At 42.2% G+C, this 26,612-nt stretch carries 17 protein-coding genes and 6 tRNA genes; 7 read left to right on the top strand and 16 right to left on the bottom strand.

From position 1 onward, the window contains the following. The first annotated feature begins 24 nt into the window (after positions 1-24). The gene (locus AC5YCD_RS03100) at positions 25-705 is read left to right on the top strand and encodes a BON domain-containing protein (protein WP_496128777.1); all 681 of its coding nucleotides are present in this window, start codon (positions 25-27) and stop codon (positions 703-705) included. Then, positions 695-1,570 carry an alpha/beta hydrolase gene (locus AC5YCD_RS03095; protein ID WP_496128650.1) on the top strand — a complete coding sequence of 292 codons (876 nt, stop codon included), beginning with the start codon at positions 695-697 and terminating at the stop codon, positions 1,568-1,570. The genes AC5YCD_RS03100 and AC5YCD_RS03095 overlap by 11 nt, the downstream gene beginning before the upstream one ends. Here the strand turns inward: AC5YCD_RS03095 and nudC are convergent. The 3 genes from nudC to dnaQ all read right to left on the bottom strand — a co-directional run bounded on the left by nudC (position 1,567) and on the right by dnaQ (position 5,497). Continuing rightward, the gene (gene nudC / locus AC5YCD_RS03090; protein WP_496128649.1) at positions 1,567-2,331 is read right to left on the bottom strand and encodes an NAD(+) diphosphatase; all 765 of its coding nucleotides are present in this window, start codon (positions 2,329-2,331) and stop codon (positions 1,567-1,569) included. The genes AC5YCD_RS03095 and nudC overlap by 4 nt on opposite strands. Continuing rightward, positions 2,331-3,971: a chemotaxis protein gene (locus AC5YCD_RS03085; protein ID WP_496128648.1), complete on the bottom strand. Its 1,641-nt coding sequence runs from the start codon at positions 3,969-3,971 to the stop codon at positions 2,331-2,333. The genes nudC and AC5YCD_RS03085 overlap by 1 nt, the downstream gene beginning before the upstream one ends. A gap of 125 nt (positions 3,972-4,096) precedes the next feature. Then, on the bottom strand, positions 4,097-5,497 hold the full coding sequence (gene dnaQ, locus AC5YCD_RS03080; RefSeq protein ID WP_496128647.1) for a DNA polymerase III subunit epsilon: 1,401 nt from the start codon (positions 5,495-5,497) through the stop codon (positions 4,097-4,099). Between the two features lie 218 nt (positions 5,498-5,715). Between dnaQ and AC5YCD_RS03075 the strand changes: the two genes are divergently transcribed. The 5 genes from AC5YCD_RS03075 to AC5YCD_RS03055 are packed head-to-tail and all read left to right on the top strand — an operon-like array spanning position 5,716 to position 14,424. After that, complete coding sequence (locus AC5YCD_RS03075; RefSeq protein ID WP_496128646.1) at positions 5,716-8,934, top strand: lytic transglycosylase; 3,219 nt, start codon at positions 5,716-5,718, stop codon at positions 8,932-8,934. Positions 8,935-8,943: 9 nt separating this feature from the next. Next, positions 8,944-10,761: an extracellular solute-binding protein gene (locus AC5YCD_RS03070; protein ID WP_496128645.1), complete on the top strand. Its 1,818-nt coding sequence runs from the start codon at positions 8,944-8,946 to the stop codon at positions 10,759-10,761. 18 nt (positions 10,762-10,779) lie between these two features. Next, complete coding sequence (locus AC5YCD_RS03065; protein WP_496128644.1) at positions 10,780-11,844, top strand: microcin C ABC transporter permease YejB; 1,065 nt, start codon at positions 10,780-10,782, stop codon at positions 11,842-11,844. Then, entirely contained in the window at positions 11,844-12,857 is a 1,014-nt protein-coding gene (locus AC5YCD_RS03060; protein ID WP_496128643.1) for an ABC transporter permease, read from the top strand. Before AC5YCD_RS03065 ends, AC5YCD_RS03060 begins: the two co-directional genes overlap by 1 nt. Continuing rightward, positions 12,832-14,424 carry an ABC transporter ATP-binding protein gene (locus AC5YCD_RS03055; RefSeq protein WP_496128642.1) on the top strand — a complete coding sequence of 531 codons (1,593 nt, stop codon included), beginning with the start codon at positions 12,832-12,834 and terminating at the stop codon, positions 14,422-14,424. The genes AC5YCD_RS03060 and AC5YCD_RS03055 overlap by 26 nt, the downstream gene beginning before the upstream one ends. Before the next feature lie 109 nt (positions 14,425-14,533). Here AC5YCD_RS03055 and AC5YCD_RS03050 read toward each other — a convergent pair. The 13 genes from AC5YCD_RS03050 to pyrC form a co-directional block, all read right to left on the bottom strand. Then, positions 14,534-14,609, bottom strand: a tRNA-Glu gene (locus tag AC5YCD_RS03050). 38 nt (positions 14,610-14,647) lie between these two features. After that, positions 14,648-14,723, bottom strand: a tRNA-Glu gene (locus AC5YCD_RS03045). A gap of 49 nt (positions 14,724-14,772) precedes the next feature. After that, positions 14,773-14,848 (bottom strand) — tRNA-Glu (locus tag AC5YCD_RS03040). A 25-nt stretch (positions 14,849-14,873) separates the two neighbouring features. Then, a tRNA-Glu gene (locus AC5YCD_RS03035) sits at positions 14,874-14,949 on the bottom strand. Positions 14,950-15,235: 286 nt separating this feature from the next. After that, entirely contained in the window at positions 15,236-16,636 is a 1,401-nt protein-coding gene (locus AC5YCD_RS03030; RefSeq protein ID WP_496128641.1) for an amino acid permease, read from the bottom strand. Positions 16,637-16,746: 110 nt separating this feature from the next. Beyond that, a tRNA-Glu gene (locus AC5YCD_RS03025) sits at positions 16,747-16,822 on the bottom strand. Positions 16,823-16,999: 177 nt separating this feature from the next. Then, a complete protein-coding gene (locus AC5YCD_RS03020; RefSeq protein ID WP_496128640.1) occupies positions 17,000-18,406 on the bottom strand; it encodes an amino acid permease in 1,407 nt (468 codons plus the stop codon). A 153-nt stretch (positions 18,407-18,559) separates the two neighbouring features. Then, positions 18,560-19,369 (bottom strand): hypothetical protein, encoded by an 810-nt coding sequence (locus AC5YCD_RS03015; protein WP_496128639.1) that lies wholly within the window; start codon positions 19,367-19,369, stop codon positions 18,560-18,562. A 56-nt stretch (positions 19,370-19,425) separates the two neighbouring features. Then, entirely contained in the window at positions 19,426-21,954 is a 2,529-nt protein-coding gene (locus AC5YCD_RS03010) for a TonB-dependent receptor plug domain-containing protein (RefSeq protein WP_496128638.1), read from the bottom strand. A 137-nt stretch (positions 21,955-22,091) separates the two neighbouring features. Continuing rightward, positions 22,092-24,596, bottom strand: coding sequence for a TonB-dependent receptor plug domain-containing protein (locus AC5YCD_RS03005; RefSeq protein ID WP_496128637.1), 2,505 nt, complete (start codon positions 24,594-24,596; stop codon positions 22,092-22,094). Between the two features lie 136 nt (positions 24,597-24,732). Next, positions 24,733-24,808, bottom strand: a tRNA-Glu gene (locus AC5YCD_RS03000). A gap of 20 nt (positions 24,809-24,828) precedes the next feature. Further along, positions 24,829-25,488, bottom strand: coding sequence for a ribonuclease T (gene rnt / locus AC5YCD_RS02995; protein ID WP_496128636.1), 660 nt, complete (start codon positions 25,486-25,488; stop codon positions 24,829-24,831). After that, positions 25,473-26,507, bottom strand: a complete 1,035-nt coding sequence (pyrC, locus tag AC5YCD_RS02990; RefSeq protein ID WP_496128635.1) for a dihydroorotase — start codon at positions 26,505-26,507, stop codon at positions 25,473-25,475. The genes rnt and pyrC overlap by 16 nt, the downstream gene beginning before the upstream one ends. Positions 26,508-26,612: the final 105 nt, after the last annotated feature.

Raw genomic sequence — 26,612 nt, 5'->3', positions numbered from 1 at the left:
CAAGTGGACGAGGAGACGGATCGCGTGTTTAGCCGTATTGCTGTAACTGTAGTATGTGTGGCCAGTTTATCTGGCTGTGCGAGTTTTATTTCTCAAGGCACAGGCAGTGCGCCTGTGGGTGTGGACAGTGGCGCGCGTTCGCTGGGTCAAGTATTTATTGACTCTTCAATTGAACGTACAGCAAAAATTAATCTGTATAAGCTCGATGCCCGTTTTAATCAATCCCGTGTCAATGTTGAAAGCTTTCATGGCAATGTACTTTTAACTGGCCAAGTGCCTGATCAGCATTTAAAACAATTGGCAGAAGACAATGTACGCGCCATGACTGATGTAAAAACCGTACATAATTTTATTACGGTGGGCAGCCAAATTGGTTATAGCACCATTATGCAAGACACCACTGTAACCGCTAATACCCGTGGCTTACTGATGAAAGCACCTGTGGTGGCAGATTCTAAAGTACGTGTACATACTGAAAATGGCGTCTTGTATGTGATGGGACGCTTAAATAGCCCTGAAATTGAAGACTTGAATCGAGTGTTACAGCAAGTTGGTAACGTGAGTAAAATTGTGACCTTGGTGGATAATATTGAACAACAAGCCAATAGTAACAGTAATTATTTAACTGCCCCAGTGTCACAACCAAGTGTTGCTACACCTGTTGCGATTGACCCTGAACAGCAAGAGCCAAGCTATGGGCTCTAAATTGAATTTACATCAATTTAAGCAAAAATTTGCTATAGCACGCGAGCGCTACAAAGATTTTCGTCTTTATGATTTGGGCACTTACGCAGTCAATCATTTTGTTGCGAAAACAGGTTATCAGCTACAAAGTGACATCAAATATGGGCAAGCCACACGGCAAATGCTGGATTTATATGTCACTCACCAACCTCGGCCAAGCCAGCCTTTACTGGTATTTGTACATGGTGGGGCATGGTCACATGGGGATAAACAAGATTATCGCTTTGTCGGGGCGGCTTTTGCTGAGCAAGGCTTTCATGTGGCGGTGATTAACTATCACCTCGCACCCGCCCATATTTTTCCAAGCTCAATTGATGATTTAAGCTTGGCTTTAAACTATTTGCATGCCCAGCAACAGCAGCATCAGATTTCTACACAAAATATTGTGCTAATGGGACATTCCGCAGGGGCATTTAATGTCATGTCGGCGCTTTATCATCCTACACCGTATACACTGGCATGTAGAGAGAATATTCGCGCCGTCATTGGTTTGGCAGGGCCATATCATTTTGACTATAAAGGTGATCCTTTATGTGCGGATGCTTTTGATCAAACGCTGCATTATCGCCATGTCATGCCTTATTATTTTGTTGAAGCGAATACTATTCAACATTACTTATTTGTGGCAGCCAATGACAGCATCGTGCATCCTAAAAATGCCATTGATTTTGATCAAGCACTGAAAGCCAAAGGCAATCATAGTGCCATTATTACTGTGCCGCGTACTGGGCATATTAGTTTGATGGGGTCGGTGGCACCGCTGTTTTGCCGCTATTTTTCTACCCAGAAGCAGATTCTAGAGGCTTTAGATCAAGCATTGCCTTAAAGCCAAGCTTTGCTGTCGTCTGCTACAGGATGACCTTGCGTGACATGCATGATCATGGCATGCGCAATACTGCCTGCAAATGGAATTTCAGGCAGTTGATCAAATTTAAAGAAAGCTGCATCGGCAATTTCTTCTTCTTGTAATTGAAGTTCGCCGCCGGCGTATTCTGCACGAAATGCTAACATTAAATTACTGGGAAAGGGCCATGGCTGACTGGCCAAATATTGCAAGTTTTTCACTTCAATACCCACTTCTTCTAAAGTTTCACGGCGTACCGCTTCTTCTAAAGTTTCACCAACTTCGACAAAACCTGCAATCAAACCATATACAGGGCGTGGATTACGTGCATTACGTGCCAGTAACACTTCGTCATCACCCCGAGTAATAATCGTAATCACACAAGGTTGCACCCGTGGATATTGATGGTAATTGCAACTTGGGCAAATCATGGCAAATTCTTTGCTATGAGGCACCGTTTTGTTGCCACAATGGCTGCAAAACTTATGATTACGACGCCACTCTAGAAGTTGTACAGCACGGCTAGCATCCTCAAACTGCTTGCTATTCCAGAGGGTAAGCAATTGACGAATGGGCACCAATTGCAAACCTTCAGGAATGCTTTCATCGGGCAGTAAGTCACGGGCAATCACATCCTTGCCCGTATTTAAATCCAAATCGCTGCTGAGTCTTTCAACTTCAGGCAATTGAAAATTTTGATCGACTAACAGCTGTTGTTGATGAAAGATATAAGCGATTGACATTAGGCAACATTCTTCAGTTTTTGACTACTTTGTAATGCTACATCAAACATGTTATGCAGAACAGGTTGTTTATTTTTCAAATTGTCAATCCACATATCAGCACTTGCTAAAGGCTCAAGCAAAGCATCCATTTCAGTTGGATGAATAGGCTGCTGTGCTGCTAAACGTGCTTGGATAAAATCAGCAGTAAGGCTCAATGAACGTTGACCTGATGTTGCATTAAGGAACAATAAGGCACCCCCAATTTCACGTAATTGCGATGGAATCGCTTCTAAGGTGCTTAAGTCTTGGCTTTGTAAATATTGGACTAAACTTTGACTAGACAGCTCAATCAAGGCTTTGGTCTCATTGAGTAAAACTTCATGCGCTTCATCTAAACGATCTAAAGAGATGTTCATGTTGTTAACGCTAAGTTGTAAACGACTAGAGGTATGTTGGCGCTCTAAAATTCCAATGGAGTTCATGGTTGATTGAATACAATTCATGACTTGCTGCGCAAAGTTTGGATCTTTTAAATGGCTTGGATTAAGTGATTGGGCTTGACGACGTAGTTCTTGAGCGGCGTCTTTTAAATTTAGCACCATAAAGATATTGGCCAGTTCATGGAATTTGGCCGACAATTCTTGGGCTTTCTCAGGTGACATATTTTGATAGTTGTATTCAATGTCATTGCGTAGTTGGCTAATTTCTTGGCTAACCAATTCAGTCATGGTATGGATAGTATTAAAATCTGGACCATATAAATGACGGCTAAAGACCTGTAGTTGTGTATCGCTAAGCAAATCTTCACTAGCACCAAGTTGCTCACGGATATGCTGGGACATTGGCGTTTCTTGGCTCAGACACAAGCTTAAAACATTCGCCACTTGATCCAAAGGAGCTTGATAGCGCTGTGGCGCTGCTAAAAACGCTGCAATATTACGCTCAATGGCAATCATGCTCTGTAAACGTGGTCCATTTAAAGACAGTTGCTCAATAGAGTTAAATGCCACCAATAACAGCTGCCAATATTGATGGCTTGGGGTATTCGTGCTCATAGAGGCAAGATAAGCGGCCACGATTTTGATGGCTTGTAAATCAAGTGCTTTGTGTTGCTCAGTCAGCAGTTTAACCAAAGAGAGTTTGTAAAGACGTTGTACATAGCCTGATTTTTCTAAATCTGGTGCATCCGGTAAACGAAAGTTTGGGGTGACACAGGCCAATAAAGGTGCCAGTTGATGACCTTCTTGCGTAAGTGGACGGCCAAGGGCAAGTTCTAGGCGATTGAGCGTGGCCAATAAAAACTGTGGAATCTGTACTTCACGTAGGCAAATAAACTCAATATAACGTTTGAGTAAACTGGTTCCATCACTTAACGCCACCACATCCGGTAGATGGATATCATCCGGTTGGTGCATAATTTTACGCATTAATTCAGCACAATATTGTGCAAGGTTTGCCACACTTGGCATGTCAATCAGAGCCAAAACTTGGGCACATTGTTCAAATTGATTCAGCGCGTCTTCAATGCCAAAAGGTAGGTTTTGATCTTCAACTAAGCTACTAACAGCAGCTTCAACCAGATCAATTGAGCTATCTACTTCATTTTTTATTATTAGTAGGGCTGTTGGGTCAAAGTGAATAGAGGTTTGGTAAGACATGGATCTGCACCTATCCTAAAAGTTTTATCCGTAAAGGTATGCTCACACATACTGTTTGTTTATTGCTTTCACTATAACGTAACTCCTTTGTATTTAAATACAAAAGAGTTACAAATATTGCAGTTTTATTTAGCAAAAAAGCAAGGTTGACCATGCTTTTCTAAATATTTATTGACCCAGTTCTCATGTTGTTCTAATTCATGACTAGAAGGTAAAATCACCGGCAAACCATCTCCTTCAACTACTCGGCCACCGCCAGCATTATATTCTTCGCTGTGAGAGAGTGCTTCAATATCAAAGGCAACCTGACCGCCAGTCATGGCCAAATACACGTCGGCTAAGATTTCGGCATCGAGTAAGGCACCGTGGAAGGTACGGTCACGCTCTGGAATTTCATAACGACGCACTAAAGCATCAAGTGAGTTTTTTTGCCCCGGATGTTTGGCTTTGGCCATAGCCAAGGTATCAGTGACGCTACAGACAGCAGACAACTTGCCTAAACCGACCCGCTCAAACTCCATGTCTAAGAAATTCATATCGAAGTTTGCGTTATGGGCAATAATTTCAGCGCCTTTTAAATAGTCGTATAAGACATCCGCAATTTCGGCATATTTAGGTTTGTCTTTTAAAAATTCATCAGAAATACCATGAATATTTTCTGATTCACCCACGGGTTTTTCTGGATTGATATAAATATGAATCGAGCGACCGGTCAGTTTGCGATTAATCATTTCAATTGCACCGACTTCCACAATGCGGTCACCATCTTGGAAATAAAAACCGGTGGTTTCAGTATCTAAAATGAGCTGACGTGGGCCATGTAAATCGAGTTTGGCCTCAGTCATGACAATCTGTGGATGAACTGCTGAATGAGCTTTAGGCTCGGTTTCGGTTTCGGTTTCGGTTTCGGTTTCGGTTTCGGTTTCGGTTTCGGTTTCGGTTTCGGTTTCGGTTTCGGTTTCCGTTTCGGTTTCTGGCTCAAATTGGTCTTCGGCATCAAACATATCTTCTGCCAAATCAAAGCCAAAAGGGTCATCTAAGAGCCAATCCTGTTCAGCTGCAGGTGCTGTTGGAGCTATGAGGGGTGTAGTGCTTTGACCTTGTGCAGTTTGGTCTGCGCCTAAATTGGCCAGTTGATCGGCCATTTCATTGCCGGCATGTCCAGCATGACCTTTGACCCAATGCCATTCAATACTGCGGCCTTGGCAAATTTGATCTAGTGCTTGCCAAAGATCTGGATTTTTAACGCCTTTCCAATTTTTCTTTTTCCAGCCCACAATCCATTCGGTAATACCTTTTTGTACATAGGTCGAATCCGTCCACATGATCAAGTGCGCCTCTTTGGGGCAAGCACGAATGCCTTCAATCGCAGCGGTAAGCTCCATGCGATTGTTGGTGGTATTATGTTCACCACCACAGAGTTTTTTCTCAGACTGATCAGCATAAATGAGATAGGCACCCCAGCCACCTAGGCCAGGATTGCCGCGACAGGCGCCATCTACATATAAAGTGATTGTTTCAGTCATAACTTGATCCGTAGGCAAAAACAGCAGAATTTAGAACTCGACATTGTAAACCGAAAAGTCAGAGCGTGTTGTGCTTGCATACATTTAAGCGGAGTTTTTTTAAATTCTTGTAACATTAATCCTCAAATCGCGCTAAATTATCCGCTTGAGTCTGGGGCATGCTCCTCTACAATGACCACTCTCAACAATAATTTTAGTCGTAGTTTTGGATTCTGTTTATGTATAAAGCAACCACGCAGCTGTGGCAGTCAAAAGGACCTTTTTTTAAACTGACCGTATTGGGTTCAGCGTTGGTTGCATTAGGAATCAGCGGTTGTTCGTCCGCACCTTCAGCATCATCCACTAAAGCACAACAATCACAGATGCTCGGTGCCACAGGCATGGATGGCTTAGAAGACTTACTCTCGGCAACCGATATGCGTGCTGTAGAAGGCGACCGCTTGTTGGTATTAAAGCATGGCGACGTCTGGAAGCGTATGCTGGTCGGTTTTAAAATGGATTTAAGCCGAAGCGATGCACGCATTAATGCTCAGCGTGGTTGGTTTATTTCGCGTCAACCTTATATTGATCGATTAAGCGCCCGTGCCTCACGCTATTTGTACCATACGGTTAAGGAAGCGGAGCGCCGTGGTTTACCTACAGAACTGGCTTTATTACCTATTATTGAAAGTTCATATGACCCAGCAGCCACCAGTTCGGCAGCAGCAGCAGGGCTGTGGCAGTTTATTCCAAGTACCGGTAAGATTTATGGTTTAAAACAAACCAGTCAATATGATGGTCGTCGTGATGTGGTGGAATCCACCCGCGCAGCATACGAGTTTTTAGGGAGTTTATATAACCAGTTTGGTTCATGGGAATTGGCACTGGCTTCATATAATGCAGGCCCAGGTCGTATTCAACAAGCCATTAACCGTAACAAGGCTGCAGGTTTACCTACCGATTATTGGTCACTGAAATTACCGCAAGAAACCATGTATTACGTACCGCGCTTTATTGCGGTGGCACAAATTATTAAAAATCCAAGTGCCTATAATGTGACCTTGCCGCCAATTGCTAACCGTCCGCACTTTAGAGAAATTCAGGTTGGCCCAGTGGCACTCAATGATATTGCCCGTATTACTGGCCTTAGCCGTGCTGAGTTATATCAACTTAACCCAGGCCATCGTGGTGAACATATTGATGCCAGCAGCCCAATGCGAATTTTAATTCCAGCTGATCTGAGTCCCACAATTGATGCACGTTTAAAAACCCTGCATAGCGGTAGTATGTTGGCAAGCACACAAGCTAAAGCACCAAGTGGTTCATTTAAGGCTGTGACACCTACCAAGACAACACAACCACCGGTTTTAGCCAATACACAAAAACCGACCAGTACCGCAGTAACATCGACCCCAAGCACGACAACAGCAAGCACAACACGCACCACCACGCCTCAAGGCTCGGCTGCTTTAGCTGCGTTTGCTGCCAATACGGATATTCCAAGTGCACCGCGTATTCCTGTAGCGGTGACTCCTGCTGCCAATGTGCAGCCAGTGCGTACCGAACCTGCGATTAGTTCGCAAGAGCGTGAACAAATCTTAGCGGCAGTACGCGCTGAGGGTGACAATAAAACTGTGGATGAGGTGTTAAAACCTGTTGCCTCACAAGCTGAACAAGCCCAAGTGGTGGCTGAGCTCAAACAACTGGCGCCACAAGGCACCGAAATTGTTGATCCAGTGGATGGTAAAATTAAGCTCACCGCTTTACAAACCAGTCAATCCATTGCTGAACAAAGTGGTCAAGAGCTGACCAAAGGTTTCTCTTATCCAAAAGGGGTGGCCGAAAATACCGGTCCAAGTTCTGTGGAAGCACAGTTAAACCAAGGCAAGACCATCATTAAAACCGAGTCTGATGTGGTTGTTGTGGCACCAAAAGGTAAACGTTCGACTTATGTGGTGATGCCAGGGGACAACCTGCAAATGATTGCCATGAAACATGGGGTCAACTGGCGTGATGTGGCAAAATGGAACCAAATTGCTGACAACGCCGTGTTATATGTGGGAACCACCATTTATTTATACGATGCTAAACCACAATCACCTGTACTGGAAAAACCTCAACCAAAAACTGTACCCAATAGCTATACGGTACGTGCCAACGATACTTTAACTGGCATTGCCAATGAATATGGTTTGAGTCTAAAAGAGTTAGCAGATTACAATAATTTAAGCGTGACCAGTGGTATTTATACTGGTCAAAAATTGCAGCTTAAACTAAATACATCAAGTAAAGCCAAGCTTGAAGGAGAAAAAACTGCTTCGAGCAAAAGTAGTATAAAAACCAAAACGTATACTGTACAGCGTGGTGAGTATCTAGGCGTATTGGCAGCGCGTTATGGTTTGAGTAATCAGGCCTTGGCAGATTTAACCCCAGGTTTAAGCGCAAGCAGTAATTTGATGGCGGGACAAAAAATTAATGTGCCAGTCAATGCTGTTGCCACAGCAGTCAAAGAAGAAAATCAGGCTGTTCAAGAAACTGTTAAAGAGGCTAAGTTTGAGCCAAGTTACAACGTTGAGTCTTATAGCGTGCAACGTGGCGACAGCTTATACAGTATTGCCCAGCAAGCCAAAATTTCTGTGACTGAATTGGCGGCCTTAAATCAGCTCAGTACGAATGCGAGTTTACGTGCAGGCCAAAGTTTAACAGTGCCTGCAGGCTATACACTGCCTGAAAGTTACACCGTGCAATCAGGCGATACTTTAAGTGGCATCGCGAGTCGTTATAATTTAACCGTGGACTATATTGCCAATCTTAATGCTATTCAGCGCAGTAACGGTTTACGCGCAGGCCAGCGTTTGCGATTGACCGGTGAAGCACCAGCCAAAGTTGAAAACACAAGCAAAACAACGATAGCCAATAAAACCGCCACCACAGTGAAAATGCCTGAGGTCTATGTGGTCCAATCGGGCGATAACCTGAGTAGTATTGCTGCCAAATATCATCTGCAAGTCAGCTACTTAATGCAGCTCAATAATTTAACCAGTAGTAGTGTGCGGGTCGGGCAGCGTTTAAAACTCGATGGTGAGATTGAAGCGCGAGACAGCAAAGCTGATCAAGTGGCAACGCCAATAGCCACTAAAACCGTGATTAAAAGCACCAATACTGAAACTCATACGGTCAAAGCAGGTGAATCACTATATGCTATTGCCAATCGTTTAGGTATCTCGGTTTCCGAGTTGGCCAGCTTAAATAATTTGAGCAGCAATGCGAGTTTACGTGTGGGGCAAAGCATTCACATTCCGAAAAAATTCAGTGATTACCGTGTCAAAAGCGGGGATACCTTAATTGGTTTAGCAGGGCGTTATGGCTTAGATCAAACTGCTTTGGCTGAGTTGAATAATCTGACCCCAAATGCGCAGCTGCGTATTGGTCAAGTCATTCAAGTTCCAAATCTCTAAGGCATAGCGATGCGCTGGTTGGCTTATGTGGCTTTGGTTGTGGCAGCTCCCTTGCAGGCTGCCATGCAAACGACGCCTTATATTGCGCTGCATGGTCAGCCGCAATATAGCGGGCGTAGTGCCATGCCCTATGCCAATCCTCATGCACCTAAAGGCGGCTACTTAACGACAGCCGCCAATGGCACTTTTGATAATCTCAATAGTATGAATGGTAAGGGCAGTGCGGCAGATGGGGTCAATTATTTATTTGATAGCCTGATGAGTTCATCCTTAGATGAACCGGGGGTGATGTATCCGTTACTTGCGGAACGGGTCAGTTTTGATCCGAAAAACTTAACTACCGTCACTTTTGATTTAAATCCTAAAGCCAAGTTTAGTGATGGCTCCGCACTCACCGCACATGATGTAAAATTTACCTTTGATGCCTATTTAACCAAATCTAATCCTGGTTTACAGATGTATTTGTCAGATTTGGCACGGGTTGAGGTGTTGGGACGCCATCAAGTGCGTATGCATTTAAAATCTAAACATAACAGTGAAATGCCGCTAATTTTGGCGCAAATGCCCATTTATGCCGCCAAAGATTGGCAAAAGCGCGATTTTAGCCGCATTACCATGCAACCAATGTTAGGCTCTGGGCCGTATGTGATTGAAAAAATTGATGCGGGACGCAGTATCAGTTATAAACGCAACCCCAATTATTGGGGCAAAGATTTAGCGGTCAATCAAGGTCGTTATAATTTTGACCGAATTAAATACGTGTATTACCGCAACTTAGATGTGGCGTTTGAAGGCTTTAAATCCGGTCAATATACCTTGCATGAAGAATATACTGCACGTAAATGGGTCACGGAATATAATTTTCCTGCCATCAAGCAAGGCATGGTGGTCAAATATCGCTTCCAGCATCAAAACCCAATTGCAACGCAAAGCTTTGTGTTTAATACCCGCCGTAAAGCCATGCAAGATATTCGTTTCCGCCAAGCGCTAAGCTATGCCTATGACTTTGAATGGCAAAATAAAGCCTTGTTTTATGGGCAATATCAACGACTACAAAGCTATTTTAGCAATAGTGAACTTGAAGCCAAAGGCACGCCAAGTCAGGCAGAGCTTGCGATTTTAAAACCCTATTTAAGCAAGCTGCATCCAATTCAGCGCCAAGGGGTGCTTGCCAATTGGCGTTATTCGGTTTCAGATGCCAGTGGTTTTAACCGCAATAATTTACTCACCGCGCGTAGCTTATTACTCAAAGCCGGTTATCGTTTCCAAAATGGCAAATTGCATGACCCCAAAGGTCAGCCGATTGTCTTAGAATTTTTAATTCATCAAGATGGTTTACAGCGTACCTTAATGCCGTTTGTACGCAACCTCAAACGTTTGGGTATTCAAGTCAATATTCGGCATGTTGATGTACCGCAATATATTGAGCGTATGCGGCGTAGCGATTTTGATATGACCACCAATGTGTTGCCGCAGTCTTTAAATCCGGGCAATGAACAAGCCCAGTTTTGGAGCTCCAAAGCCGCTGATGAGCCGGGCAATTACAATTATGCAGGCATTAAAAATCCGGTGATTGATGATGCCATTCAACAGCTGATTCGTGCGCCAAATCGTGAGCAATTGGTGTTACGCACTAAAGTGCTGGATCGTTTATTGCGGGCAGGTTTTTACCAAATTCCGACTTATGGTAAAGGCGAAAATTGGCTAGCCTATTGGAATATGTATCAACAACCCAAACAAAAACCAAAATTATCGACCGGCATTGATTATTGGTGGAGCGATGCCCAACAAGCCGCTAAAGTACGCCAATATTTAGGTCAGAAATAATAAACAGCTAGGAGTGAAATGGGCACTTATATTTTAAAGCGACTGCTGTTGATCATTCCCACCTTATTTTTTATTTTGCTGCTCAATTTTGTGGTGATTCAAATTGCACCGGGTGGGCCAGTTGAGCAAGCCATTCAACAGGCAGAAAGTTTTGCTGGGATGGGGCAAACCAGCGGCGAAACCGCAGCAACCAACACCGCTTATCAAGGTGCAAAAGGTTTAAGCGATGAAATGGTGGCAAAAATTGAAGCGCAATATGGCTTTGATCGACCCATGCATGAACGCTTTTTGCTAATGCTCAAAAGCTATCTCAGTTTTGATTTTGGCACTAGCTTTTTTAAAGACAAACCTGTAACCACTTTGTTGTGGGAAAAAATGCCGGTGTCTTTGTCATTGGGTCTGTGGAGCACCTTACTCATTTATTTAATCTCTATTCCACTGGGGATTAAAAAAGCCCGTCAACATGGCAGTATTTTTGATCAATCGACGTCTATGCTGCTTGCCATTGGTTATGCGATTCCAGCCTTTGTCTTTGCGATTTTACTCATTGTTTTTTTTGCTGGTGGCAGCTATTTACAATGGTTTCCGTTACAAGGCTTGGTATCAGAAAACTTTAGCGAGCTCAGTATATTGGGCAAAATCAAAGACTATTTTTGGCATATGAGCTTGCCGTTATTGGCTATGGTGATAGGTGGTTTTGCTGGTTTAACTTATCTGACCAAATATTCTTTTATGGAAGAACTGTCTAAACAATACGTATTGGCAGCGCGTGCCAAAGGCTTAAGCGAATCACGCGTGCTGTATGGGCATGTATTTCGTAATGCCATGCTGATTGTGATTGCAGGTTTGCCCGAAGCTTTGGTAGGTATTTTCTTTGTGGGTAATTTATTTATTGAAATTATTTTTAATTTAGATGGTTTAGGCTTACTCGGGTTTGAAGCCATTGTACAACGTGATTATCCCGTGATTTTTGGTACGCTATTTTTATTTACCTTATTGGGCTTATTGCTGCGCTTACTCAGTGATGTGCTGTATCAAGTGATTGATCCACGGATTAATTTTGATGCACGAGGGAGCAAATAATGTCACCCATCATGCAAGCACGGTTACAACGTTTTAAAGCCAATACATTAGGTTTTGGCTGCTTTATTGTGTTTAGCATTATTTTTATCTTGTCTCTTGGTGCAGAGCTGATTGCCAATGACAAACCCTTATTGGTGAAATATCAGCAGCAATTCTATGTCCCGGTTTTAAAAACTTATCCCGAAACCACCTTTGGCGGGGTGTTTGAAACCGAAGCCGATTATAAAGACCCTGCGGTACAGGCTTTAATTACCGACCATGGCTGGGCAGTCTGGCCGTTAATTGAATACTCCTATCAAACACCCAATTTAGATTTAAGCGTTCCAGTGCCATCTAAGCCCACAGCAGACAATTGGTTAGGTACAGATGACCAAGGCCGTGATGTGCTGGCACGAATTTTATATGGCTTACGTGTGTCACTGTTATTTGGTTTTGCCTTAACTTTGGCTTCGGCGGCCCTTGGTATTTTGGTGGGTGCGATACAAGGCTATTATGGCGGTTGGGTCGATCTCATCGGGCAGCGTATCTTAGAAGTCTGGGGCGGCTTACCGATGCTGTTTATGGTGATGATCTTAGTGAGTCTGTTTACTCCCAATGTGTATTGGCTATTTTTAATTATGTTGCTATTTGGCTGGCCAACTTTGGTGGGTTTAGTGCGCGCTGAATTTTTACGCGCACGGCATTTAGACTATGTGCGTGCCGCACGCAGTTTAGGCGTCTCTGATCACACCATTATGCTGCGGCATATTTTGCCCAATGCCATGAGCTCCAGTTTATCGCAGTTGCCATTTATGCTCACTGCCAATATTACGGCACTCACGGCACTGGATTTTTTAGGTTATGGCTTACCCCCAGATGCAGCCTCATTAGGCGAGCTATTATTACAAGGTAAAAACAACCTGCATGCGCCTTGGCTCGCGCTATCTGGCTTCTTTACTTTAGCGATTGTGCTATCTCTACTGATTTATATTGGCGAGGCGACCCGCGATGCATTCGACCCAAGACGTCAATAATTTACTTGATGTACGTGGCCTACAGATTAAAACCGCCACGCAAACTTTAGTGCAAGACTTAAACTTTCAGCTTGCATGCGGGCAAACGCTGGCGATTGTAGGTGAAAGTGGTTCGGGTAAATCCATCAGTAGTTTGGCACTATTGGGCTTGTTACCCAGTACCTTAAGCATCTCTGGTCAGGCGCTGTTTCAAGGGCAAGATTTACTTGGATTAAGCGCCTCACACTTACGTGCCATTCGTGGTAAAAAAATTGCCATGATCTTCCAAGAGCCTATGACTGCACTTAATCCTTTGCATCGGGTAGAAAAAATCATTGGTGAGAGTTTAAGACTACAAGGTTTAAGCGCCACACAGACGCGTCAGCGCGTCATTACGCTGCTGCATGATGTGGGTATCCCACAGCCCGAAGATAAGCTCAGACGTTATCCCTACGAGCTCTCAGGCGGACAACGGCAACGTGTCATGATTGCTATGGCCTTAGCGCAAGATCCTGAGATTTTAATTGCCGATGAACCGACCACAGCGCTCGATGTGACCTTACAAGCACAAATTCTAGATTTATTGCAGCATTTGCAACAAAAGCGCCAAATGGCGATGATCTTAATTAGCCATGATTTAAATTTAGTACGCCGTTATGCCCAGCAAGTGGTGGTGATGCAACAGGGTCAGGTGGTGGAGCAAGGCTTGGTCAATGAGATTTTTAACCAACCTAAACATGCCTATACCCAAAACTTACTCAATCACGATTTTGGGCAAGCGCTACAACTTGATGCAGAACAGACTTTACTTGACTTGCAACACGTAGCGGTAAAGTTTCCCATTAAGCAAGGTTTGCTTAATCGTGTCAAAGACTATGTGGTTGCGGTTGAGCCTTTAGATTTACAGTTACAACAAGGTATCTCTTTAGGGATTGTAGGCGAAAGTGGTTCTGGCAAAAGCTCGCTGGCCCTTGCCATCGCGCGTTTAATTCCAAGCGAGGGTAAGATCGTATTACTTGGACAGGATTTAAATGCCTATAACGAAAAACAATTACGCCCTTTACGCTCTAATATGCAAATGGTATTTCAAGATCCATTGAGTAGTTTAAATCCGCGTTTAAATATTGGGCAAATTGTGGGTGAGGGTTTATTGCTGCAAAACTTAACTCAAGTAGAGGTTGAGCAGCGTATAGAACAAGCCTTAATAGACGTTGAATTACCCGTTGAATTTAAATTACGTTATCCACATGAACTCTCAGGTGGTCAACGCCAGCGCGTGTCATTGGCACGCGCTTTAGTGCTACAGCCTAAACTCATGATTTTGGATGAACCCACTTCAGCCTTGGATCGAAGCACACAGCGCGCCATTGTGGCGCTTCTACGCCGCTTACAAGCAGAATATGGCATGAGTTATCTGTTTATTAGTCATGACTTGCATGTGGTACGTGCGCTGTGTCAGCAAGTCTTGGTTTTGCAACATGCCAAAGTCATGGAACTGCAAAACACTGAGGACTTATTTCACAAACCACAAACGGCTTATAGCCAAGCCTTGATTCAAGCCAGTCAATATGCTCATACGCTAAATTAAAACCTAGATTCATCATTTAAAAAGTAAGTGATGAATCTAAATTGTATAGACATAAAAAAAGCCCAAGTCTTAAATGCTTGGGCTTTTTTTAGAGCTTGACGCTCGAATATGGCGTCCCTACGGGGATTCGAACCCCGGTTACCGCCGTGAAAGGGCGATGTCCTAGGCCTCTAGACGATAGGGACAGATAAAGCATTTCAATTTCAGCATCTAAATCATTAGATGGCGTCCCTACGGGGATTCGAACCCCGGTTACCGCCGTGAAAGGGCGATGTCCTAGGCCTCTAGACGATAGGGACGTCGTGTGAAGTAAGCTATTTTAAACCATTTGATTCTCAAAGAATTTTATGGCGTCCCTACGGGGATTCGAACCCCGGTTACCGCCGTGAAAGGGCGATGTCCTAGGCCTCTAGACGATAGGGACTGAATAAAATAGTTACTTCTGAAATTGGCGTCCCTACGGGGATTCGAACCCCGGTTACCGCCGTGAAAGGGCGATGTCCTAGGCCTCTAGACGATAGGGACGTTTCAGAGGTGGGCGTATAATAGGGTGAGAACGGGGGTGTGTCAAACGCTTTTTTGCACTTATTTAGGTATTTTATTGTTGTTCGTATAAAAATAAAACGAATCTGTTATTTTTGCTGAAAAATAATACAAAAATAGCTATTTTTATCAAAATTAAATTTTTAAATTAAAAATGCTGAAATATTTGATTGTGGTTTTTCTAAGCGATCTGTTCGGCGTGGTGTCTATTTTTTTCAGCACATAAAAAAGAGCAACCGAAGTTGCTCTTTTTGCATCTTAATTAAAATTAAGATTTATTATGATAAAACGCATAGTAACTTGCATAACATGCCGCAATAAAAAGCAGACACAGTACAAAGCTGACTTGTAAGGTTGGATCAAACACCATACTCATACACGTGATGAAACAGAACACAAAGCCCAAAATAGGCACGATTGGGAACAATGGTGCAGCAAAGCCAAGTTCTTCTTTCTTACGACCTTGTTTATACCACTGACGACGGAAGTTAAATTGGCTTAAGCAAATGCTCATCCACACCACCACCATGGTAAATGCGGCAATACCCAGTAAGTTGGTAAAAATGGTTTCAGGTGCAAACTGTTCAGACAATAGACCCGGCATACCACCAATCATTGTGACACAAACAGCAACATAGGGAATACCGCGTTTATTCACTTTAGAGAACACCGCAGGCAGTTGTTTGTTATAAGACAATGACCACATCATGCGTGATGCTGCAAATAAACCTGAGTTTGCTGCAGACAGAAGTGCGGTAATAATGACAAAACGAATCACATCTTCAGCGTATGGAATACCAATGTGCTGGAACACGGCAACGAATGGTGAGCTACTGATGCCATCACCGCCAAGACCCGCATCTTGATGTGGCAAAAGACAAGTCACAACAATAATTGTACCCACAAAGAAGATCAATAAACGGAAGATCGCGGTATTAATCGCTTTAGGTACATTTTTCGCAGGATCTTTGGTTTCACCAGCAGCAACCCCAATGAGCTCTGTACCTGAAAAGGCAAAGTTCACAATCAGCATAGTGGCAAAAATAGGGAATAAACCTTCAGGGAACCAACCTTGTGCAGTCAAGTTGGTGAATAATGGCGCAGTTTCTTGACCTTGATAGCCAATAAACCCAAAAATTGCCAATAAACCCAGCAAAATGAATGCAACCACGGTAACAACTTTGATTAAAGCTAACCAAAATTCTGATTCTGCGAACCATTTGGTGGAAATCATATTTAAGCTAAATACGAATGCCCCAAAGAATAAGGTCCACATCCACATAGAACTGTCAGGGAACCACTCCTGCATTAAGAGTGCAGCTGCTGTGAATTCGGTTCCAAGAGTGACTGACCAAGTTAGCCAATAAAGCCAAGTGATCGTATAGCCTGTACCGGGGCCAATATATTGTTTGGCATAAGCCCCAAATGAGCCTGACACTGGCATGTGTACAGCGAGTTCACCCAGACATAGCATCACCATATAGGCGATAATACCACCAAGAAAATAGGAGAGAATGGCACCAATCGGTCCAGTTTGTGCAATGACTTCACCCGAGCCTAAAAATAGGCCGGTCCCGATCGCACCACCGAGTGAGATCATGACCAAATGACGGGTACTCATAGCGCGTTTTAAAGGCGCAGAATTGCCCTGCTGCATAGATGGCTGCATAACAGAAAAATAAAAAAGAATAGGAACGGGCTATTGTAGTGTAAAACTGCAAATCTGCAATAAAATAATGAATAAGAAAACTTTTATTTATAAATCACGAGCGTGATAGATGGCGTCCCTACGGGGATTCGAACCCCGGTTACCGCCGTGAAAGGGCGATGTCCTAGGCCTCTAGACGATAGGGACGTTGCGAGGTGATGGCTATATTATGGATTTTTTTAAAGGCTGTCAAACTTAAATCAAAGATAAAGTTTAATTTAAAGTTTAACTGCCTAAAAAATAGCATATTTTTTAAAAAGTGATGTATTTTCAATCAACTAGTTCAAACATAACTGAAATAAAAAGCACCCTAATGCCTTTTATTTAGTGGTCTTTTCTATGGTAAAAAGCATAATAAGCCGCATAACAAGCAGCCATAAATAACAAGCAGCCAATAAAGCCAGACCACATTTCAGGGTCAGCCGCCATACTTAAACCCGTTGCGCTACAGCATATAAAACCTAAAATAGGAACTAGAGGATAAAGCGGTGTACGGAATTTGAGCTCGGCTAAAGTATGGCCTTGTTTGAGCCATTGGCGACGGAAATTAAACTGACTCCAGCAAATACTCATCCACACAATCACCATGGTAAAGGCAGCAACTCCCATCAGATTTTTAAAAATGACATCCGCACCAAATTGTTCAGACAGTAAACCCGGCAAACCACCAATCATGGTGACTAAAACGGCCACATAAGGCACGCCAGATCGACTCAATTTGCTAAAGATGCGTGGCAATTGTTTTTTGGCAGACAAAGCCCACATCATGCGTGAAGCTGCATAAAGTCCTGAGTTTGCAGTAGATAAAAGGGCAGTAATAATTACAAAACGGATCATATCCTCAGCATAAGGAATGCCGATTAAATTAAAGACCGATACAAAGGGGCTGCTACTTAAGCCGCCATGCCCACCGATATTTAAACCAGCATCGCTATAGCTAAGCAAAGAGCTAATCACAATAATGGTACCAACAAAGAAAATAATCAGTCGCCACACTGCAGCATGAATGGCTTTAGGAATATTTTTTTCTGGATCTTCTGTTTCACCTGCCGCAATACCGATCATTTCCGTACCGTTAAAGGCAAAGTTAACAATTAAGAGCGTAGTAAACAGTGGAATTAAGCCGTTGGGTAGCCAACCGTGTTCGGTTAAATGATGAAACATGGGCGCAGATGTATAACCTTGGAAAGGTACAATGCCAAAAATGCAGCTAAAGCCCAATAAAATAAACACTAAAACTGTGGCAACTTTAATAAACGACAGCCAAAACTCAGATTCGGCAAAGGCACGGGTTGAGCTTAAATTTGAAATTAAGACGCCACTGGCAAAAATTAAAGTCCATAACCAAATGGAAGTTTGTGGAAACCATTCTTGAACTAAGATGGCCGCAGCGGTAAATTCAGTCCCTAAGGTGGCTGACCAACCTAGCCAATACATCCATGCCACCATATAACCGGTACCAGGGCCAATATATTGCGCGGCAAATGCAGCAAATGAGCCTGAAACAGGTAAATGGACTGCCAATTCACCCAAACAGAGCATCACCATATAGGCAATTAAACCACCGATCATATAGGCAAGGACTGCCCCTAAAGGGCCGGCTTGTGAAATGACTTGACCTGAGCCCATAAATAGACCCGTACCAATAGCACCCCCTAAGGACAGCATAATAAGATGACGAGAGGTCATTGCCCTTTTCAAACTTGGGGCAGAGTGTTTAGTAGCATGCATGATAAAAATTGAGACTAAAGGCGTATATTTTAGCTCTATAAAAGTCTTAAATTTGCGTTAATTGATTTTTTGTGACTAAATATTTGCGTAAATGGTGTTTTTTTATCAAAATTGAAACGCTAAAATTAAGTCTATAGCAGGCATGGCAATCTATCAGTTTGAATGACTTAAATATTGATAAATTTCAGGATGTTTTTGCTGATATGTGGCGTCATTAATAATTTTAAGACTCGCGTGATCTGCGGTATAGCCGAGCTGTTGCAACTTTTTAATCATATTCAGATTAGGGTTGTGCCCACGTAAATGGTCGTGCAGTAGATTATATTGTGGCAGTGGTGCATCAATACTGAGTAAATAATCAAAAACCTGATCTAAATCAAAACCAACCACTTTACTATACAGTGAATTTGGTTCTTTATATTCTAAGCCTGCAATGGTATAGCTCATATCGGTTTGCAGTTGCTGTCGCTCTTGCAAATAGGCGAGTTTCTCAATCATCGCTGCTTGATCAATTTTTCCATCTGGCGTTTTTAAGCTGGCGTTCACTGACATAAAGCTGATTTTGCCATTTTGCACTTGGCATTCGGTGTGTTCTAAGCGTTTCAGTTCAGCCACGCGTACCCTAGTTAAAGTGAGTTCACAGATTTTTTGTTTTTCTTTGTGGCTCATATCGCTATTGGCAATTGCGCCACGTTCAAAGAAGGGGATTAAACTTTCATAACCATGTTCTGCTGCTTGTTTGTAATAGATTGATGCAGTGGTAGAAATTTTTGAAGCTTGGGGTGTGGATTGAGCGGATGCAGGGAGTGTCGTTGTAACCTGTGGTTCGGATGTTAAGGTGTGTTCAACGTGTTGAATATCTGGTTTTAGTAGGCTTTCAGGGGCTTCTTGTTGTTGAAAACTCAAAAAAATAATACCTAACACGGCAATAATCGCCAACACCATAGTTATTATATTCGGCATCATCTTGTTCCTAAATCTAAATAGAGCACTCAATGAGTGCTCTATTTAAGGTGAGATTAGAATTTGAAAGTCACATCGGCAATAAATTGACGACCGATTTCAGAGTATAGTTTGCTTCCGCTTACGTATAAATTATTGCGGTTGGTAATATTATTGATCGTTAAGCCAAAAATAGCTGAATAATCTTTTGAAATTTGCCAATCATACGTGGTGCGCATATCCCAGGTAAAACGAGGTTTTACATCCTGTAAGGTGTAGGTATCAATTTTAACGCCATTGTGCACGACTTTGTCTGCAGAGCTTGCTTCTAACACTTGCTTATAGGTATCTTTATAGCTTAAGAAATTTGAGATTTTTACAGGAATTGCATCAAAACCAATATCCCAAGAAAAACGTGCAGTAATGGGTTGGTTATAGTTTGTTGCAGGCATGTCTCCAAATTCTATGATTTTGCCATCATAAGAAATCAGTTCTTGTAATTCTTCTTCAATCAACACTTCTGTGTAATCAGGTGTGCTTCGATAAGAATCTGTATAGTTGACTGCTAAGCCTAAATCATGGTGGCTGCCTTTAAATTTAAGCGGTTGTAGCGTGCTGATTTCAAGGGTAACCGTATCATTCTCGCCGTAACCACTATTGTCATATACGGTATAACGATTTACGCCCGTACCGATTTGGTTTCGGGAAATTTCATCTTTGTACTGACGATTTACCCATTTTATACCCAGATTGGTATTCTTAAATTGGCTATTCAAGCCCAACACAAATTCATCCGCATAAGGTGTTTTTAAGTCTTTCTTCTGAGTATCGGTATTCCAACTTGTTTTTGGACTTTCTATCCATTCAGAATTTTGATCTTCACGCTTTATATTAAAATCTAAAGAAGTCACCGATTGACGTAATTCAGTCATATAGGTGGGTGCATTGTAGTAGCGATTCCAACCCGATGTTAAGGTTAAGCTGTTAGTGTTAAAGGGTTGATAGTGAAGACGTGTTCGAGGTGCAAAGTTTAAATTGCCATTCGATTCATCATAATCCGCACGCACACCTAAACGTGCACTTACATTGTTCCAACGAATTGCATCTTCAATATAGAGTGATGCTTGTTGATATGTGCCTTCAAATTTACCTGCTTTATATAAGTTGCCGCCAGCAAAATATTGACCATTAAAGACCGTAGGGACTTTACTGTTGGTGAATTGAACCGTGCTATTTTCATCGCAAAGTGGATCATTGACTTGGCAGGATTGACCATTTAAATCATATAAATTTTGGGTAGGCCCTGATGTGACACCATAGTGGGTAATAAAATCTTTGGTACGTTGCCACTTTACATCATCATAGTGATAAGCAAAACCTGCACTGAATTGATGTTTGGTTTCACCTAAATCAAAGCGATTAAATAGCGTGTCTAATTCATAGTTCAAGCTTTGTTGTTTTAAGGTGATATCTGCTGAGATTGCACCTTCCCAGACTTTTTCAGTATTCGCCCAGTCTTTACTGCCTGCTGCATAAATCCAATTGATCCCTCGATCAGAGGCAGATTCGCGATTGTTATCAATTTGCTGAAAATTTAATTTTTGTTTTAATTGACCCCAAGTATATTGCTTTTCAATGTCAGCAAAAATTAATGCGGATTCGTTTTGAACAGTACTATGCGAATTGCGTCGTTTATCAACATACGTATTGTCTTCTAATTCGCCTAAGGTGAACCCAAATTTCATTTTGGTTTGTGCATTAGGATCGACATAAAGTGTTGCACCGATATTGGTATTTAATTTTTTTTGTTCAATTTCTGTGGGAGATGGTAAACCGCTTGCGACAGGGACTTTAGATTGACGTTGCGATACATAGGCATCAAAAGCATAGACTTCTGAAAGTTTACCGTAAATATTGGTACTTACACCTTGTCGAACATATTCTTTTTGGTTGGATTGCGTGGATTCACCTTGGAATAAACCTTTATCTGCATCGGTTTTTATGTGATAACGATTCCAGTCACTTTCAGTATAGTCATAGGTGACGCTGCCATGAATTTTTCCAATTTCTGTATTTGGTGCACAGGTATCGGCTTGAATAACGCCACCAGTGAATCCACCGTATTTCGCACTGACATTACTGTCTAAAACTTCGAGATTACACAGTAAATCGGTATTGATTGCTACCCCTTGTGAACCACCAGATAGGGCACCATAGATTGCTGTGCCTGAGCCAACAGGATCGAGGATATTGCTGTTGCTCACGCCATTAACTACAAATTTATTGTTAAATGCTTGTGCACCGTGAATCGAAATTTCTGCGGGCTTTAAATCTGCCTGAGTGCTTGCCGCCAAATGGTCATTACTGAATTGTACATTCGGGTTTACTTTTAAAAAATCAGTAATGCTTTTAGAACTATTTGGGATCTTTTTTAAGTCTTCTTTTGTATAAACCTTTTTACCAAGTTGTAAATTTTCTTGTGCTTCGAGCACAATGGGTAAAAGGGCAACTTGTTTTTCCTGTGAATTCGAATCTGTATTTGCATAAGTTGAGCCGGTTAAAATAGCTAATATGGCAGTGCTAAGCGTAGAGGAAGTAAAGCGCATAATAAAAATACATGCAAACGAAAACGAGACGGATTATCATTAATATTAAATAAAAAGGCAACTATTTATAATTGAAAATAATTCTTATTTATTTTATGTGCTTAAATTTTGGGCATAAAAAGAGCGCTTTAGCGCTCTTAAAATTTAAATGTTAGGTCAGCAATAAATTGACGTCCAATTTCAGGTTGGGCAACACCTGTGCGATCTACATACGTATTACGATGATTGGTCAGGTTATTTATCGTTAAGCCCAATAGAGCCTGATAACGCTGCTGATTTACGACAGCATAGGTGGTACGTACATCCCAAGTAAATTTTGGCTGAGTTTGGTATGGGGTATAAGTATCATATTTAATGCCAGTTTCATCTGTATAACCATTGGCTTTACGTTTCATGGCATCTACCTTAGCTTGATAGCTAAGGAAGTGGGTTATGTTCAGTGGAATCTGGCTAAAGGCGATATGCCATGTGCCACGAATGGTCCATGGGGTATTAAAGTTGCTGGCTGGAATAAAATCGGCATCGATTTTTTTGCCGTCATAAATCACAAATGGGGTGCCAAAGTAGGCCAAGCTGTTATAGCTTTCAAAGTTACGAATGGTGTCTGTGTAGTCTGCCGCCAAAGAGAGTTGATGTTGGGTACTTTTAAAATTTAAAGGCGCGATAGTGCTTAAAGTTAAAGTATAGATCTGTGCTTCTGAACGACCTGAGTTGTCATAGCTACGACTAAATTGTTCAGTACCTGTTACCTCAGGGCGTTTTTCAATTTTGGTTTGACGTAACTGGTCTTGATTGTCGCGGTTCACCCATTTTAAACCAATCTGAGTATTACGCAGTTGGGCATTCATGCCCAATACAATTTCATCAGAAAATGGGGTGTCAAGTTGTGAACGGTAAGTTGCTGTTGCACCTGTATATTGAGGGTCATCAAACCAACCCATTGTTAAATCTTGGCGTCTTTGACGCTTTTGTAGTTGGTCTAAGCGGTCTTGTAATTCATTCGCAAAGGCATTCATGCCGTAATAACGATTCCAACCGGTACTAAAGCTCAAACGCTGATCGCCAAAAGGGGCGTAATGTAAAGCGGTACGTGGTGCGATATTAAGATTTTTGGTCAACGAGTCATAGTCACTACGTATCCCTAAATCTAGCTTAATAGCGTCATTTAAGCTCATTTGGTCTTCAATAAAGGCATGCCAACGGTCTTGCTGTACATCGACCTGACCAGCTGAATAAATGCTACGTAAAGAGAGATATTGACCATGAGCAAAATTGGCTTTGCTGCCAGCTGAGCTATCACATGCGGCTGCAGGTCCAGTCAGACCAAGGCAATCGCCAGTATTTAAAGCCACAGGGGTTGAGTAACTGTACACATCTTGGGGGCGTTGCCAATCTGCTTCATAATGTCCAAGACCAGCACCGAGTTTAATTTGGTGTGTTGCCGAGGCAAATTCTAGCGGTTTAAGTGTCGCTTTTACAGCATATTCTAGACGTTGTTCCTGTTGCTTTAAGTTACCTAAATGACCTTCACGGGCAGAACCATCTGTGCTCCAGTTTTTATCAAGCGAGCTGTTCCACACATAGGTCAATGCTCGGGCTGTACGCTGTGCTGCTTGGGTTTGATAATTGAATTGTTGTTCTAAATTGAATTGCTTGAAATCTTGTTCTAAGTTGAGATAAAAGCTTTGACTGTCGGAGAGATGGATAGATTCAGAATCCTTCACATTGCCAACAAAATATAAACCTTGGTTTTCAAAGAACTGCGCGCCTAATTTCAGGCGAGTCTTCTCGGACGGGTGGTAAAACAGCTCTAAGCCCGCGTTACTTGCTTCACGTTCTTGCTCAAAGCGTGTTGGGTCTTTAAGCGAGGTTTTTAGCGGAATCTGTGCATGACGATAAGATGCAATGGCATTAAAACCTAAACTTTCACTGACATTGCCATATAAACTGGCGCTTAGCCCTTGTTTGGTAAAAAAAGGTTGGGACTTTTCAGAACTTGAATCTTCAAAACTTGCCAAATCTTCAGGATTTGGAAATTGAATTTTTGACCATTGATCTGAGGTGTAGTCATAATTGATCTGTCCATGTAGCTCACCGACAGCAGTGGTTGGTTTACAGGTTTGTGCACTGACTATCCCCCCAGTAAATTCTCCATATTCGGCAGAGACATTACTATCAAGCACAGTAATATTACACAGCAGATCGGTATTAACGGCTACGCTTTGCGAAGCCCCAAATAAATCATTGGGATCATTAGAGCTAGATGCACCGACAGGATTAATATTATTGTTGGTATTAATGCCGTTGACCAGAAATTTATTATCGTAGCCTAAACCGCCATTAATACTAATATCACTAGGGTTTAATTCACCTTGTTGCAAGGCACTACGCGCAGCTTGATCAAACTGTACATGAGGATTAACTTTTAAAAAGTCAGTAATATTTTTAGAACTATTGGGAATATTTTCTAGATCTGCTTTGTGATAAACCGTTTTGCCTAAAGTGTTGTTAGATTCATCTTCTGTCTGAAGCACAATTGCAGTGAGATTCACTTCCTTTTCTGGGCTGCTTTGTTCAGCATATACAGCAGTATTTAAAATGCTCGCAATGGCCACGGTTAAGGCAGAATAAGCAAAACGCATATTGAGTAAATGTTAATTTAAAGGAAAATGATTATCAATTAAAAATCTAAAACAATCAACACAGTTCAGCAAAGAGTGGATAAAAAATAACTAAATAAAGGGGATGCTTCTGGGATAAAATAAGAGAAAAAATAGATGGCGTCCCTACGGGGATTCGAACCCCGGTTACCGCCGTGAAAGGGCGATGTCCTAGGCCTCTAGACGATAGGGACGTTTAGAAGATGGCGGTATCTTATTGATCCGCCACCAAAGTGTCAAGTAGATGTGGAGCGAGTTTGTTCAAAATATAGCAAAACAGTTCAGCGGTCTTTTGTGTGTCATACAAAGCTGAATGCGCTTCTTTACCATCAAACTCAATACCTGCTTGAATACAAGATTTCGCCAGTACCGTTTGCCCAAACATGACCGCACTTAAAGTTACGGTATCAAATACCGAAAAACTATGAAATGGGTTTTGATTTTTAGTGCCACTACGAGCAATGGCTGCTTGTAAAAAGCCCAAATCAAAATGTGCGTTATGACCCACCAAGACGGCATGGGTACAGTTTTGCTGACGACGCACTTCATTGATAGACTTAAAAATACGTTTTAAGGCGGTTTTTTCGTCTTCCGCCATCGCCATCCGCATCGGATTAAATGGATCAACGCCAATAAAATCCAATGAACGGCGGTCTAGGTTTGCGCCTTCAAAGGGATTGATATGGGCATGATGCGCTTCTCCCGGTACGAATTGACCATTCTCATCATAAATAATGGGAATCGCAGCAATTTCAAGCAGGGCATCGGTTTGTGAGTTAAAACCTGCTGTCTCGACATCGACAACAACAGGTAAAAAACCACGGAAACGTTGACCAATCACCGGCCTTGTTTCTTCTGTCACACTTTTCTCCACTGGATGGTTTTACCCGCATAAAGTGGGATAATTTTTTCACCATCCAAATAGTCAAAACTCTCAGGAATTACTTGCTCTTCTTTGACTAACGTAATGGTATTGGTATTACGTGGTAGACCATAGAAATCAGCACCAAAATGGCTGGCAAAGCCTTCTAAACGTTCAATTTTACCCACTTGGTCAAAGGCTTGTGCATACAGCTCAATTGCCGTTGGTGCGCTATAGCAACCTGCACAGCCACACGCATTTTCTTTAGCATCTTTCGAGTGCGGTGCACTGTCGGTACCTAAGAAGAACTTGGCATTACCTGAAGTTGCCACTTCGAGTAATTTGGCTTGGTGGGTTTGACGTTTTAAGATCGGTAAGCAATAGAAATGCGGTTTGATTCCACCCACCAACATGTCATTACGGTTAAATAATAAATGTTGTGGGGTAATCGTCGCAGCGACATTGTCACCTTGCGCTAAAACAAATTCAGCCGCATCTGCTGTGGTAATATGCTCTAAAACTAGTTTTAGTTTTGGAAATTTTTGTAACAGCGGTGCTAAAACTTCGTCTAAGAAGCGTTTTTCACGGTCAAAAATATCAACATGATTATGCGTCACTTCACCGTGTAATAACAATGGCACTTGATGGGCTTCCATCTGTTCAATGACATTATATACTTTTTCAATGTCACTCACGCCATTATCTGAGTTGGTGGTGGCACCAGCCGGATAAAGTTTAATCGCATTAACGTGTGCTGAGTTTTTAATTTTTAAAACTTCATCAGGTGAAGTTTGATTGGTAAAGTACAGCACCATGCGTGGATCAAAATTTAAACCTTCAGGGACGTGCGCCATGATACGTTCACGATACGCATTGGCTTCTTCAACGGTTTTAACCGGTGGCACTAAATTAGGCATACAAATGGCACGGGAGAATTGGCGTGCTAAATCTGGAACAGTACGTTGTAAAGCTAAACCATCACGTAAATGAGCGTGCCAGTCATCTGGCTGAAGAAGAGTAATCGTAGTCACGGCTATACTGCTAAAAAATAACTCAGATGATAAGCCATAAATACAAAAATGATAATCTTTAACTGCGCTGAAACTTAAATTTTCAAACAAAATTGATATATTTAA

This window comes from Acinetobacter sp. CY05 (genome assembly GCF_059515805.1).
This window is presented reverse-complemented; position numbering and strand designations above follow the sequence as displayed.

Bases quoted from the DNA above. Each gene is read 5' to 3' on its own strand.
- dnaQ (WP_496128647.1), bottom strand. From the start codon at position 5,497: ATGACTGAAACAATCACTTTATATGTAGATGGCGCCTGTCGCGGCAAT.
- AC5YCD_RS03060 (WP_496128643.1), top strand. From the start codon at position 11,844: ATGTCACCCATCATGCAAGCACGGTTACAACGTTTTAAAGCCAATACA.
- AC5YCD_RS03065 (WP_496128644.1), top strand. From the start codon at position 10,780: ATGGGCACTTATATTTTAAAGCGACTGCTGTTGATCATTCCCACCTTA.
- AC5YCD_RS03020 (WP_496128640.1), bottom strand. From the start codon at position 18,406: ATGCATGCTACTAAACACTCTGCCCCAAGTTTGAAAAGGGCAATGACC.
- AC5YCD_RS03055 (WP_496128642.1), top strand. From the start codon at position 12,832: ATGCATTCGACCCAAGACGTCAATAATTTACTTGATGTACGTGGCCTA.
- AC5YCD_RS03010 (WP_496128638.1), bottom strand. From the start codon at position 21,954: ATGCGCTTTACTTCCTCTACGCTTAGCACTGCCATATTAGCTATTTTA.
- AC5YCD_RS03085 (WP_496128648.1), bottom strand. From the start codon at position 3,971: ATGTCTTACCAAACCTCTATTCACTTTGACCCAACAGCCCTACTAATA.
- AC5YCD_RS03070 (WP_496128645.1), top strand. From the start codon at position 8,944: ATGCGCTGGTTGGCTTATGTGGCTTTGGTTGTGGCAGCTCCCTTGCAG.
- AC5YCD_RS03075 (WP_496128646.1), top strand. From the start codon at position 5,716: ATGTATAAAGCAACCACGCAGCTGTGGCAGTCAAAAGGACCTTTTTTT.
- AC5YCD_RS03015 (WP_496128639.1), bottom strand. From the start codon at position 19,369: ATGCCGAATATAATAACTATGGTGTTGGCGATTATTGCCGTGTTAGGT.
- nudC (WP_496128649.1), bottom strand. From the start codon at position 2,331: ATGTCAATCGCTTATATCTTTCATCAACAACAGCTGTTAGTCGATCAA.
- AC5YCD_RS03095 (WP_496128650.1), top strand. From the start codon at position 695: ATGGGCTCTAAATTGAATTTACATCAATTTAAGCAAAAATTTGCTATA.
- AC5YCD_RS03030 (WP_496128641.1), bottom strand. From the start codon at position 16,636: ATGCAGCCATCTATGCAGCAGGGCAATTCTGCGCCTTTAAAACGCGCT.
- AC5YCD_RS03005 (WP_496128637.1), bottom strand. From the start codon at position 24,596: ATGCGTTTTGCTTATTCTGCCTTAACCGTGGCCATTGCGAGCATTTTA.